Consider the following 13214-nt stretch of genomic DNA (forward strand, 5'->3'; position numbering starts at 1 on the left):
AAACGGCTCATTCGGCGAAAATTCTGGATGGGGCGGCAGGATTCGAACCTGCGGATGGCGGAATCAAAATCCGCTGCCTTACCACTTGGCGACGCCCCAACGGGCCGGTGTCGGTTCCGGCGGAGGCCTCTCATAGCCAGTTCGCGGCGAGGCCGCAACCGTCGCGGCGCGGACGCAAGCGGCCGCGGCGCGCGACCGGAGTTCGGCGATCCGCGATCGACCGCGGCCGCCGGTAGGCGCGCCGGTTACGACATCGCGGGTCTCGCCATCCCGGTTGACCGCGATCCCGGGCCGTTACCGCCCATCCGCCGATGGCGGGTACATCACCGGCCGCGCCATCCCCTGCCCGATGGACGTCGCCATCCGTCAGGCCGTCCCCTGCCCCGACGAGCATCGCCATCCGTCACGCCGTTGCCTGTCCAACGGACGTCGCCATCCGTCACGCCATCCCCTGCCCCCCGGACATCACATCCGTCACGCCGCCAGCAGCATGGCGTCGACTTCGTCGCGGCGCGGCAGGTCGGCGCCGCGGCGGGTGCAGGTGATGGCGGCGGCGGCGATGGCGAAGCGGATGGCGTCGGCGAGGCGATCGTCGGAGAGCATGCGCAGGGTCGGCTTGGCGAGCAGCCCCTGCTCGTCGAGGCGGGCGAGAATCGCGGCCTGGAACGTGTCGCCGGCGCCGATCGTGTCGGAGACCGCGACCCGCAGGGCAGGCATGAAGACATGCTGGCCGCCGCGGGCGACATGGACGCCGTGGCCGCCGTCGGTGATCAGCGCGAAGGCCGGGCCGGCGCGCGACCAGCGCCGGGCGACCGTCTCCAGATCGGCGCCCTCGCCCTCGATCCAGGCGACATCCTCGGCGGAGGCCTTGACGATGTCGGCGCGTACGAGCTGGCCGGCGAAGCGGTCGAGCCACCGGCGCCGGTCGGGGATGATGCTCGGCCGGATGTTCGGATCGAGCGAAATGACCTTGTCGTCCGCCATGCGCGCCATGAAGCGGTCGAGGGTGCCGGCGGTCGGCTCCTGGGCGAGCGCGATCGAGCCGAAATGGATCGCCGAGACGTCCGGATCGAGGCGCGCCGGCAGGTCGGCCTCGGTCATCGAACGGTCGGCCGCGCCGGTGCCGTAGAAGGAATAGACCGGCTGGCCGTCGGCGCCCAGCGCCACGAAGGCCAGCGTGGTCTGCAGGCCGGGGGCGCGCACGACATGACGCCGGTCGATCCCCTCCGCCGCCATGAAGGCGTCGAGCCGGTCGCCGAAGAAGTCGGTCGAGAGCTTGGTCAGGAAGGCCGTGCGCCGCCCGAGGCGGGCGAGCCCCATGGCGACGTTGAGCGGCGACCCGCCGACCACCGGCAGGAAGGCCTCGCCGGCCTCGGTCCGGTGCCCCATCATGTCGAACAACGCCTCGCCGGCGACAAGCAGCATGGCTGCCTCCTCCCTTGTTGTGATTGGCAGCCGGCGTCTCAGTCCGGCCGGACGACGCCCTTGCGCAGGACGAGATTGCCGTAGAGCCGCCGCTCGCCGGTCGCCACCACCGCATAGGCGGCGCGGACGCGGTCGTAGAAGGCTTGCCCCATCAGCGGGGTGACCGCCTTGGCCGGCTCGTGGCGCCGGACGATGGCTTCGAAATCGGCCATGATCGGCTCGACCGCGGCCTCGTCGCCGCGGATGCCCGGCCGGAAGGCGGCATCCTGGTCGTCGTCGAGCGGCATCACCGACAGGATGGCGTCGACCACGCGCGTCGCATCGTGGCCGTCCATGCGCACCAGCCGGCGCGCATGGGCGACGGCCGGATAGTTGCCGTCGACGACGGCGATCTCGTCGCCATGGCCCATGGCGCGGAGCGTCATGATCAGATCCGGCCCGAGAACCGGGTCAATCCCTTTGAGCATCGCTGGCGTCCTTGAACAGGACCTCCCTGTTGCGGGCAAAATTGGCGAGGAACGGCAGGGCCGCACCGCCCATGGCGCGGGCGTCGGCCCCGACGGTGCCCTCGCGGATGTCGCAGGGCGTCAGGCCCTGCAGGTCGAGATGGCCGAGCCCGGCCCGGGTCGCCTCGACCAGGCGGCTGCGGATCGCGCTCGGCACGGCGCCATCGATCACCACCGCCTCGAAATCGAGGATCGCGGTCGCCGCGGCGGTCAGCACGGCGAGGCTGCGCCCGGCCTCGGCGATCCAGGTTTCCAGGGTCTCCCCGTAGTCCGGCCAGTCATGCGGCTGGATATAGAGGCCGGAGGGATCGACGCCCTGCCGGCGCAGGCGGGCTTCGAGTTCGGCCAGCGAGGCGCTGCTGATCAGCTGGGCCGTCGTCACCGACCCGTCGGCGCGCGCGAGCGGGATCGGCATGGAGCCGATCGCGCCGGCATTGCCGGTGCGTCCGGGAACGACATTGCCGTTGATCACGATACCGCCGCCGATGAAGGAGCCGATGAAGGCATAGACGAAGTCGCGCGGGGCCGGCGCGCGGCCGAAGAAATTCTCCGCCGCGCAGGCCGCCGTGCCGTCGTTCATGACATGGACCGGCCAGGGCATCCGGGCGCCGATCTCGGCCGCCACGTCGAAGCCGCGCCAGGCCTCCATGACGCCCGCCGGCGCGCCGACCTGCGGCGCCCAGTTCCAAAGCTCGAACGGGGTGGCGATGCCGAAGCCGACGATCCGGCCGCGCCGTTCCGCCGACAGGCCGGCGGTCAAGGCGGCCGTGCCGGATGCAACCTGGGCGAGCAGCAGGTCGGGCTGCGGATAGGCATGCGTCCAGTGCCGGCGCGCGATCACCCGGCCGACGAAATCGACCAGCACCAGGTCGGTCGAGCGGCGGCCGAGCTTCAGCCCGAAGGCGAGCGCACCGTCGGGATCGAGCCGATAGGGGATCGACGGCTGGCCGACGCGCCCGCGCTGGGGCTCGCCGCGGCGGATCAGACCATCGGCCTCGAGCCGGTTCATGATCACCGTGGTGGTCTGCGGCGACAGTCCGGTCAGGCGCGCGATCTCGGCCTTGGGCAGGCCGTCGCCGCGCCGGATCAGGGACAGGATCAGGCGCTCGTTATAGGCCCGGACCCCGGCCTGGTCGGTGCCGCGGCGCAGATCGGCCGCCGGGAGACCCTCATGCCCGGAGGGGCCGGAAGGCCCTGGGGGCTCGGGCCGCAGGGCGGCACGCCGCGAAGGATCGTCAACGTCGTCCACATCCGTCTCCACGGTCCGAAGTTTCCGACCGAAGCCGCAGGCACGTCCGGTCGGACAGGCGCCGCACCCGGCCCGGCGGCCATCGCGAGGCCGGGATGTCGGCGGCCCCTGCCCCCGTCGGGACGACGGCGGACAGCGGCTTCCAACCCAGGCCGCGCGACACGCGACACCGCGGCGCGCCCTTTGACCACGCCCGATCCTGCCTGTCGGCGGCGCCCCTGTCAATAAATTCATCCGATGGATTTATTTATTGACAGGGCCGGAGGCTCATGTCAAAAACGGGACAAGCCCGACGGAAAAGGGCCGACGGGACGACAACGACGCGACGGCCGAGCCGTCGGCCGCCGGGACCGTCCGCGGAACATCCGGCGATCGGTCCACCCATTGCGGCCGGGGCCTGGATGCTTTCGATTTCAAAGGGATCGAGCGCCCATCCGCCTCTGCGCGGAGGCCGGCGCCCCAGGGAGGACGCGATGAGGAAATTCGCCAGCATGCTCGTGGCCGGCACCGCCGCCGGTCTGATCGCCGCTCTCGCGCCGGCCGCCGCGGCCGACAAGCCGATCGTCGGCCTGGTCACCAAGACCAACACCAACCCGTTCTTCGTCAAGATGCGCGAAGGCGCCGAGGCCAAGGCCAAGGAACTGGGCGTCGAACTGCGCTCCTTCGCCGGCAAGGTCGACGGCGACAACCAGGGTCAGGTCGAGGCGATCGAGAGCCTGATCTCGGCCGGTGCCAAGGGCATCCTGATCACCCCGTCCGACAGCCGCGCCATCGTCCCGACGGTCGAGAAGGCGCGCAAGGCCGGCCTGCTGGTGATCGCGCTCGACACCCCGCTCGAGCCGGCCGAGGCCGCCGACGCGACCTTCGCGACCGACAATTTCAAGGCCGGCGAACTGATCGGCCAGTGGGCCAAGGCCTCGCTCGGCGACAAGGCCGCCAGTGCCAAGATCGCGCTGCTCGATCTCAACAAGAACCAGATCTCGGTCGACGTGCTGCGCGACCAGGGCTTCCTGAAGGGCTTCGGCATCGATCTCGGCGACCCGCGCAAGAACGGCGACGAGAAGGACCCGCGCATCGTCGGCAACGACGTGACCCAGGGCTCCGAGGAAGGCGGCCGCCGCGCCATGGAGAACCTGCTGCAGCGCGACCCCTCGATCACGGTCGTCTATACGATCAACGAACCGGCCGCGGCCGGCGCCTATGAGGCGCTGAAGGCGGTCGGCAAGGAGAAGTCGGTACTGATCGTCTCGGTCGACGGCGGCTGCCCGGGCGTGAAGAACGTCAAGGGCGGCGTGATCGGCGCCACCTCGATGCAGTTCCCGCTGCTGATGGCCTCCAAGGGCGTCGAGGCGGTGGCCGAGTTCGCCAAGACCGGCAAGAAGCCGGAGAAGAGCCCTGGCCTCGACTTCCTCAACACCGGCGTCGAACTGGTCACCGACAAGCCGGTCGCCGGCCAGCCGTCGATCACCTCGGCCGACGCCCTGAAGAAGTGCTGGGGCTGAGCGCAAGGTCCGGTCGGGGGCGATCGGCTCCGATCGGGAAATGCTTGCACAGCCCAAGACATCCCGGGCGTCATCGGATCCCGTCGGATCGGATGACGCCCTGAGAGCCCGACCGGCGGGACGGCCCGAGGCGCGTCCTCCGCCGGCCCTTCCCCCCAAACGTTGACCGAGCCCGGCGCGTCCGATTGGTGCGTGCGTGCGGCCGGGTCGGCAGTGCGACGCGTCCCCGACCGGGGCGCCCGCGCACCATCGCCCGGCCGGACCGGGCCCCGCGGTTGCCGTCGAAGCGCCGCCCAGCGAGGAACCGAACCCATGAGCGCGAACGAGACCCCTCCGCGCGCGCCGGCGGACTTCGAGAAGGTGGCGATCGGCGCCCAGGCGACCGTGGCGACCTTCAAGGAGGAGACGCCGTCGCTCCTGAAGCGGATCCAGCATCTGCTTCACGTCCACCCGACGGCGATCCCCGCCCTCGTGCTGGTCCTCTCGGTCGCCGTCTTCGCGATGGCCGGCGGGCAGCGCTTCCTGACCGCGTTCAATCTCTCGGTCGTCCTGCAGCAGGTGACCATCATCGCGGTGATCGGCATCGCCCAGACCATCGTGGTGCTGACCGCCGGCATCGACCTCTCGGTCGGCGCGATCGCGGTGCTGGCCTCGATGGTGATGGGCAAGCTCGCCGTCACCGCCGGCGTGCCGACGCCGCTCGCCATCCTGATCGGCGTCGCGGTCGGCGCGGCCTGCGGGGCGGTCAACGGCATCCTGGTCACGCGTTTCCGGCTGCCGCCCTTCATCGTGACGCTCGGCACCTGGTACATGGTCTTCGCGCTGAACCTCTGGTACTCGGACAGCGAGACGATCCGCTCGCAGGATATCGGCGAGACCGCGCCGCTCCTGCAGTTCTTCGCCACCGCGATCCCGATCGGCGACGCCCGGCTGACCTACGGCTCGATCGCCATGGTGATCGCCATCGCGCTGTTCTGGTATCTCCTGTCGATGACCGCCTGGGGCCGTCACGTCCATGCGGTCGGCGACGATCCGGAAGCGGCGCGCCTCGCCGGCATCCGGGTCGAGCGCGTGCTGATGTCGGTCTATATCGTCGCCGGGATCGTCTGCGCCTTCGCCGCCTGGATGATGATCAGCCGCTACGGCTCGGCCAGCCCGCAATCGGGCCAGACCTCCAACCTCGACAGCATCACCGCGGTGGTGATCGGCGGCACCTCGCTGTTCGGCGGCCGCGGCTCGATCGTCGGCACGCTGCTCGGCGCCCTGATCGTCGGCGTGTTCCGCAACGGCCTGGCGCTCTCGGGCGTCAACGTTCTCTGGCAGGATTTCGCCGTCGGCGCGCTGATCATCGTCGCCGTCGCTCTCGACCAGTGGCTCCGGAGGGTTTCGCAGTGAGCACGCCCGTTCCCCAAGTGCCCGTCTCCCAAGCGCCGATTCTCGAAGCGCGCGGCCTCGTCAAGCGCTACGGCCGCGTCACCGCCCTCGACCATGCCGACTTCGATCTGATGCCGGGCGAGATCCTGGCCGTGATCGGCGACAACGGCGCCGGCAAGTCCTCGCTCATCAAGGCGCTGACCGGCGCCATTCGGCCCGACCACGGCACCATCCTGTTCGACGGCCAGCCGGTCAGCTTCGACAGCCCGATCGACGCCCGCCGCATCGGCATCGAGACCGTCTACCAGAACCTCGCCCTGTCGCCGGCGCTGTCGATCGCCGACAACCTGTTCCTCGGCCGCGAGCCGCGCGTCGCCGGCCCGCTCGGCACGCTGCTCGGCATGCTCGACCGCCCGCGCATGCGTCGGGAGGCCCGCGCCGCGCTGTCCTCGCTCGGCCTGATGACCATCCAGAACATCGACCAGCCCGTCGAGACCCTGTCGGGCGGCCAGCGCCAGGGCGTCGCCATCGCCCGCGCCGCAGCCTTCGGCAGCCGCGTGGTGATCATGGACGAGCCGACCGCCGCGCTCGGCGTCAAGGAAAGCCGCAAGGTGCTGGAGCTGATCCTCGACGTGCGCGCCAAGGGCCTGCCGATCGTGCTGATCAGCCACAACATGCCGCATGTCTTCGAGGTCGCCGACCGCATCCACATCCACCGCCTCGGCCGCCGCCACGCCGTGGTCGACCCGCGCGCGATCACCATGTCGGACGCCGTCGCCATCATGACCGGCGCCATGGCGCCTCCGGGAGAGGCCCGGGCGGCGTGAGGGCGGGAGGTCGTCTGCAAGCGCCCCACGGCTGGCATCCCCGGACAAGGCCCGAAGGGCCGCCGATCCGGGGCCCACTCACCTTGCAACCGCATCAAAATCGTCAATAAATCCGATAGCTTGCCGGTGCCGCCCGCACAATGGGTCCGGCTCTCCGCTCGCGCTCCGGCCGGGAATGCGCCGAGAGATCGTGCGATGGTCCCCCGATCTCTCGACGCAGCCAGGCTCTGCCGGCGCGCGATCACGATGTCGGACGCCGTCGCCAACATGACCGGCGCCATGGCGCCTCCGGGAGAGCCCCGGGCGGCGTGAGGGCGGGAAGTCCGTCGGGAAGCGACCCTCGGTTGGCATCCCCGGACAAGGCCCGAAGGGCCGCCGATCCGGGGCCCACTCGCCTTGCAACGGCATAAAGATCGTCAATGAAAGCATGGTCTTACGGCAAGTCACCAGCAGAGTGGATCCCGGCTTTCCGCTTTGCTGCGGCCGGGAATGCGCTGAGAGATCGCGCGGTGGATCCCCCGATCTCTCGACGCAGCCCGGGTCTGCCGGCGCGCGATCACGATGTCGGACGCCGTCGCGACCAGCGCCATGGCGCCTCCGGAAGAGGCCCGGGCGGCGTGAGGCCGGGAAGTCCGTCGGGAAGCGACCCACGGTTGGCATCCCCGGACAAGGCCCGAAGGGCCGCCGATCCGGGGCCTACTCACATTGCAGCCGCATCAAGATCATCAATGAACGCATGGTCTTACGGCAAGTCACCAGCAGAGTGGGTCCCGGCTCTCCGCTTACGCTCCGGCCGGGAATGCGCTGAGAGATCGCGCGGTGGATCCCCCGATCTCTCGACGCAGCCAGGCTCTGCCGGCGCGCGATCACGATGTCGGACGCGGTCGCCATCGCGACCGGCGCCATGGCGCCTCCGGGCGAGGCCCGGGCGGCGTGAGGGCGGGAAGGCAATCTGGATTGGGACATAGGAAGCCGCGTGCAAGGCGCGGGCGACGCACCGGCAGAACGGAGCTGCGTCGAGAGATCGGGGGGCCGACGGCACAATCTCTCAGCGCATTCCCGGCCGGAGCGCGAGCGGAGAGCCGGGACCCACTCTGCTGCCAAATTGCAGCAAGATTCTGATTTAATTGACGATTTTGATGCCACCGCAGGGCGAGTAGGCCCCGGATCGGCGGCCCTTCGGGCCTTGTCCGGGGATGCCAACCGTGGGTCGCTTCCCTTCTGCCTACTGCCTACTGCCTACTGCCTACTGCCTTCTGCCCACTTCCCACCGCCGACTGCCTGCTGCCCACGGCCCCCTTCCCCCTATTTCCCCGCCAGCACCAGGTCGGCCCCCCGTTCGCCGATCAGCACGCAGGTGGCCATGGTGGCGCAGGTGACGATGCGCGGCATGATCGAGCCGTCGACGATGCGCAGGCCGGCCAAACCCTTGACCTTCAGGTCGGCGCCGACGACGGCGCCGTCGTCCTTGCCCATGCGGGCCGTGCCGACCTGATGGAAGAAGGTCGTGGCGCCGTTGCGCACGAACTGCGCCTTGGCGTCCGGATCCAGCGCCTTGCCGGGCACCGCCTCGCGCTTGGCATAGGGCTTCATCGCGGGATCGTTGCCGATCTGGCGGCAGAGGTCGATCGCCGCCATCTGGGACTTCACGTCGCGCGGATCGGACAGGAAACTGGCCGTCACCACCGGTTTGGCGGTCGGATCGGCCGAGGCGAGCCGCACCTCGCCGCGGCTCTTCGGATCGACCAGGCCGGCGCAGAGTGCCCAGGCGCTGGCCGGCGGACCGTATTCCTTGCCGATCGCATCCGACGCATAGGGCAGTTCGATCTGCACGATGTTCATGTCCGGCCGGTCGAAGGCCGGATCGGACTTCCAGAAGCCGGACGCGTTGGCGGCCGAGTTCTTCATCTTGACCGGCTCCGGGCTCTCCCAGATGCAGCCGCCATGCAGGATATGGTCGTGGAAGTTCCGGCCGACCTCCGGCGCATGCAGAACCGACGCGATGCCGTGCTGCGCCAGATGGGCGCGGTCGCCGATGCCTGACAGCATCAGGATCTGCGGCGTCCGGATCGCGCCGAGCGACAGCACCACCTCGCGTGCCGCCCGAAGGGTGATCTCGGCCCCGTCGCGCAGGGCCTTGATGCCGACCACCCGGCCGTTCTCGACCACCAGCCGGGTGACCCGGGTTCGGGTCAGAACGGTGAGATTGGGCCGGTCGATCACCGGATAGAGATAGGCCTGCGCCATGTTCATGCGCCGGCCGTCCTTGATGATCTGGTTCATCAGGGCGAAGCCGCCGGGGCCTTCCTCGCGGGCGCCGTTGAGGTCGTCGGAGACCGGCAGGCCGAGATTGCGGGCCGCCGCCAGCATGGCCGGCGCGATCGGCGGCGGGTCGGCGGCGACTTGCGACCAGACCTTGCCGCCCTTGCCGCGATAGGGGCTGGCCGGCCCCTGCCAGTTCTCGATCCGGCCGGTGAAGAGCTTCAACGCGGCGTCGTAGCCCCAGGCCTTGTCGCCGGCGGTCTCGGCCCAGCCGTCGAGATCAGCGCGGGGCGGCCGGACCCAGATGGTCGCATTGATCGAGGAGCCGCCGCCGACGGCGCGCCCCATGTGGGACGCGATGGCGCGGCCGTTCACGCTCGCGGTCGGCACCGCGACATCGCCCCAATCCCTCTCGGTGCCGAGATTCATGAACCACTGGCCGGGATCGAGGATGCTCGGCGCCGTGTCCCAGTCGCCGGCCTCGATCAGCGCGACCTTCAATCCCGCCTCGGCGAGGCGGCCGGCGAGCGTGCATCCCGACGTGCCGGCGCCGCAGACGATGATATCGAATTCGCCCGACAGGGCCTTGGCGCGGGCGTCCTGGTTGGCGCGCGCCGCATCGAGCGTGTCGGCCAGGGCGGACGCAGCCGGCATGCCGAGGCCGAGTGCGAGCGACCATTGCAGGAATTGCCGGCGCCGGATCGTTCCGCACAGCAGGGACGTTTCGAGCTTGTCCAGAAGGGTGGACCGAAGGTCTTCGCCGAGATCTTTCATGACGCTCCCCATTCGCGGCCGGAATTCTGCACGCCCGGCTCCAATCCCCGACAGGATGGCGTCTCTTTCAGGCTTGAAATATCCACCTCTTGCGGCGGCAGCGCCGCCGGTTATCCGCTTCTTCCGGTGCCGGTCGCCGGGGCGGCGCCGTGCAGCCGCCCGCGCGTCTCGCGCGGCGCCTCGCCGAACAGGCGGCGATAGTAGGCGGAGAAGCGGCTCTGATGCTCGAAGCCGTAGCGCAAGGAGAGCTGGGTCAGGGTCTGGTCCGGATCGATTTCCAGGTCGCGGCGGGCGGCCTGGAGGCGCAGCCGGCGCACCAGCGCCATCGGCGCACAGCCGAAGGCCTGCTGGGTCAGATCGTTCAATTGCGACCGTCCGACGCCGACCGCCCGGGTCAGATCGTCGAGTTGGATCGGCCGGGCGAGACGGCTTTCGATGAAGGCGACGAGCCGGTCGCGCCGGTCGGCATGCCGCTCCGAACCGTCGCGCTCCGAGGCCTCGCCGCCCGCAGGGTCCCAGGATCGCAACGCAGCGGCGGCTTGCGCCGGATCGGCGCGCAGATGCAGGGCGGCGAAGCGCGCGAAGCCCTCCTCCGCATGGGCCGCCCAATCGGCCAGACCCGGCAGCCCCTCGGGCTGGCGGGCGAGGGACAGGAGCATGTTGAGCTGGCTGGAGAAGATCGGCGCCAGACCGGCCGCCAGCGGCGCGCCGGGCCTCAGCGGCGTCCCGGCCTCGATCCCGGCCAGCCCATAGGGCACCCGGATGATGACCTGCTCGCAGCCCTCCTGCCAGCGCAGGCGGATGCGCCGCTGCGGTGCGCTGAAATAGACCCCGCCCTGTGGGACATGCGCGGTCTCGCCGTCGCCGTCGAGCTCGATGCCGTTGCGCAGGCAGACATGGACCAGCAGGAAATCGCGGTAGAGGTCCGGGGTGATCGTCACCTCGTCGCCGTAGCGCATCGAATAGATGGCGAGCCGCCCGGTCCGGCAGCGATAGGCCTTGGCATCGACCGCGCCGCCGCGCCATTGCAGGCCGTAGTCGCACAACTCGCCGGCAATGACATCGTAGGTCTCGCGACGCTCGCGCGAATCGAGCAGGCAGTCGCGATAGAGCGGGGCCAGATCGAGCCCCTGCAAAGGTCCCGGCATGCCCTGGCGCGATTGCATGGGCGAGCGTTCCTGCCGCTGCGGGCCAGCCCGCGTGATCCGGTCGATCCGGCGATGATACGCCGTTTCACGACCCCGACAAGCGGCCAGACGGCCGCCTCCGGCCCGGCGCGGCATCGTCGTCCGCGTCGACCTATGCACTCCCCGAGACGAACGCTGCGCGCCGGACCGTCGTTACGGCCGTTCGCCGCGCATCAGGCGGCCTTCGATCTCGTCGAGGACCGGCAACAGGTCGGCGACGCTGTCGATCACAACATGGGCGCCGGCGCGGACCAGCGTCGCGGTGGCGGCGTCGCGGCGCGCGGCGAACTCCGCCGGGGCGAGCGCGGCGACCTCCTCGCGCGACAGCCCCATGGCGTTGCCCGAGACGGCGACGCCGACCGTCCAGGTCCCGGCCGCCAGCCCCTCGGCGATGCCCGGCTCGGTGTCGTCGACCTTGACCACCGCATGGGCCGGGAAGACGCCGAGATCCAGGAAGGTCCGGTACATCATCAGGGGCGTCGGCCGGCCGGCGGCGAGATCGCCGGCGCAGACCAGGTTGTCGGGCGCATAGCCGGCCGCGGCCGCCACGGGCGTCAGATTGGCCATGATCTCGCGGGTATAGCCGGTGGTCGAGCCGATCTTCAGGCCGCGCGCCCGGCAGGCGGCGACCGTCTCGACCGCGCCCGGGATCATGTCGGCATAGTCGGTGACCACCTGCGCGTTGAGCGGCACGAAGACCTCGTAGATGCGGTCGGCCTCGGCCGCTCCAGGCACGACGCCATGCGCCGCCTGCCAGCGCGCTGCGATCGCGGGCGTCTTGAGGAGCGCGTCGATATGGTCCCATTTCGGCAGGCCCATCGGACCGCGTGCCTCGGCGATCGAAAGGGCGACGCCGAACTGGCGGAACACCTCCACGAAGGCGCCCATCGGGGCGCGCGAGCCGTGGTCGACGATCGTGCCGGCCCAATCGAACACGACCGCTTTCAGCTGGCTCATCCGATCCACTCCCCGATCACCTCTTCGGCGATGCCGAAGGCCGTCGAGGCCCCGGTCCCGCTCGTCACCATCGCGATGCGCACGTCGTCGGACGGCTTGTCGACGAACATCAGCCGGTCCGACGCGGAGGCATAGATGCCGGTCCAGCGCTCGGTCACGCGGCGGCCGGGCATGGCCAGCACCGCATCGAACTCGTCGAGGATCAGCCGGTCGACATGCTCCGGCGCGAAGGGATCGGGCGTCGGGCCATAATGGTGGCTGTCGCCGACCACCAGCGAGCCGTCGGCCGACTGCACGACGATCAGGTGGACGCCGTTGTCGAGCGCATCGGCCTGCTCGGCCTCGAGCCGGGCCTTGAGCGCCGCCGCCTCGGGCAGCGCCGCATAGCCGAGATAGCGCACCAGGCCGAGATCGGACATCACGGCCGCACCGAGCGGGGTCGGGTCGGCCGGCGTCACGCGCATCATGTGCAGCTTGCACTTGGTCACGCCATAGGCGGCGATGCGCTCGGGGAAGAGCGACAGGAAATCGTCGCCGGGGCAGACGACCGCGCGGGCGGCGCGGATCGTGCCCGTGGTGGTCTCGATCGCCGGCGGCGCGACGGTGCGCACGGCCGTCTGGCGGCGGAAGGTCACGCCATGGGCGGTTTCCAGCCAGCGCGCCAGCTTCGGGATCGCCTCACGGCTTTCGACCCGGATTTCATGGGACGAGTGCAGCGCCGCCACCATCCCGTCGGCCTTCAGCGCCGGCACAAGGCCGCGCGCCTCGGTGGGCGACAGCATCCGGCAGCCGGCGCCCATCTCGGTGGTCATGAAGGCTTCGAGCACGGCCGCCGCCTCCGGCCGGCGCGCCGCGACGACGAGGCCGCGATGCTCGACGCGGATGCCGGCCTCGGGCGCGATCTCGGCCCAGATGTCGCGCGAGCGCATCGCCCGCTGCCAGCAGGCGCCGCGCTCCTGGCCCGTCACGGTGACGAAGCCGAAATTGCGGATCGAGGCGCCGTTGGCCTGGGCGTCGCGGTCGACGACCACGACCTTCAACCCCTTCTTCGCGGCCGCCAGCGCATGGGCGAGGCCGACGATACCGGCCCCGACGACGGCAAGATCATAGCTTTCCACGACAATCCCCTGCGACAAACCCTTGCGATGGCG

11 protein-coding genes and 1 tRNA gene are annotated in these 13214 nt (G+C 70.4%); 3 read left to right on the top strand and 9 right to left on the bottom strand.

Annotated elements, in window-relative coordinates; translation table 11 throughout:
* Positions 1 to 24 precede the first annotated feature (24 nt).
* From ABB55_RS07475 to ABB55_RS07490, 4 genes are all read right to left on the bottom strand, one after another.
* Positions 25 to 99 (bottom strand) — tRNA-Gln (locus ABB55_RS07475).
* A 375-nt stretch (positions 100 to 474) separates the two neighbouring features.
* Entirely contained in the window at positions 475 to 1425 is a 951-nt protein-coding gene (locus tag ABB55_RS07480; RefSeq protein WP_054358250.1) for a carbohydrate kinase family protein, read from the bottom strand.
* 38 nt (positions 1426 to 1463) lie between these two features.
* Positions 1464 to 1892, bottom strand: coding sequence for an RbsD/FucU family protein (locus ABB55_RS07485; protein ID WP_054358251.1), 429 nt, complete (start codon positions 1890 to 1892; stop codon positions 1464 to 1466).
* Positions 1876 to 3180: an ROK family transcriptional regulator gene (locus ABB55_RS07490; protein WP_244471992.1), complete on the bottom strand. Its 1305-nt coding sequence runs from the start codon at positions 3178 to 3180 to the stop codon at positions 1876 to 1878. The genes ABB55_RS07485 and ABB55_RS07490 overlap by 17 nt, the downstream gene beginning before the upstream one ends.
* Before the next feature lie 473 nt (positions 3181 to 3653).
* On the opposite strand from ABB55_RS07490, the gene ABB55_RS07495 reads away from it, so the two are divergent.
* The 3 genes from ABB55_RS07495 to ABB55_RS07505 all read left to right on the top strand — a co-directional run bounded on the left by ABB55_RS07495 (position 3654) and on the right by ABB55_RS07505 (position 6883).
* On the top strand, positions 3654 to 4682 hold the full coding sequence (locus tag ABB55_RS07495; RefSeq protein WP_054358252.1) for a sugar ABC transporter substrate-binding protein: 1029 nt from the start codon (positions 3654 to 3656) through the stop codon (positions 4680 to 4682).
* 312 nt (positions 4683 to 4994) lie between these two features.
* On the top strand, positions 4995 to 6077 hold the full coding sequence (locus ABB55_RS07500; RefSeq protein ID WP_054358253.1) for an ABC transporter permease: 1083 nt from the start codon (positions 4995 to 4997) through the stop codon (positions 6075 to 6077).
* Positions 6074 to 6883, top strand: coding sequence for an ATP-binding cassette domain-containing protein (locus ABB55_RS07505; RefSeq protein ID WP_083463435.1), 810 nt, complete (start codon positions 6074 to 6076; stop codon positions 6881 to 6883). Before ABB55_RS07500 ends, ABB55_RS07505 begins: the two co-directional genes overlap by 4 nt.
* Positions 6884 to 7326: 443 nt before the next feature.
* Here ABB55_RS07505 and ABB55_RS30275 read toward each other — a convergent pair whose 3' ends face one another.
* The 5 genes from ABB55_RS30275 to ABB55_RS07530 all read right to left on the bottom strand — a co-directional run bounded on the left by ABB55_RS30275 (position 7327) and on the right by ABB55_RS07530 (position 13181).
* Entirely contained in the window at positions 7327 to 7473 is a 147-nt protein-coding gene (locus ABB55_RS30275) for a hypothetical protein (protein ID WP_160321187.1), read from the bottom strand.
* A 715-nt stretch (positions 7474 to 8188) separates the two neighbouring features.
* Positions 8189 to 9919, bottom strand: coding sequence for a GMC family oxidoreductase (locus ABB55_RS07515; RefSeq protein ID WP_083463436.1), 1731 nt, complete (start codon positions 9917 to 9919; stop codon positions 8189 to 8191).
* A gap of 110 nt (positions 9920 to 10029) precedes the next feature.
* Complete coding sequence (locus ABB55_RS07520; RefSeq protein WP_054358257.1) at positions 10030 to 11085, bottom strand: AraC family transcriptional regulator; 1056 nt, start codon at positions 11083 to 11085, stop codon at positions 10030 to 10032.
* Positions 11086 to 11259: 174 nt separating this feature from the next.
* A complete protein-coding gene (phnX, locus tag ABB55_RS07525; protein WP_054358258.1) occupies positions 11260 to 12063 on the bottom strand; it encodes a phosphonoacetaldehyde hydrolase in 804 nt (267 codons plus the stop codon).
* Positions 12060 to 13181: a TIGR03364 family FAD-dependent oxidoreductase gene (locus ABB55_RS07530; RefSeq protein ID WP_152981961.1), complete on the bottom strand. Its 1122-nt coding sequence runs from the start codon at positions 13179 to 13181 to the stop codon at positions 12060 to 12062. Before ABB55_RS07530 ends, phnX begins: the two co-directional genes overlap by 4 nt.
* Positions 13182 to 13214 lie beyond the last annotated feature (33 nt).

Origin of the sequence: Prosthecodimorpha hirschii (assembly GCF_001305515.1) — a bacterium.
Taxonomy (GTDB): Bacteria; Pseudomonadota; Alphaproteobacteria; order Rhizobiales; family Ancalomicrobiaceae; genus Prosthecodimorpha; species Prosthecodimorpha hirschii.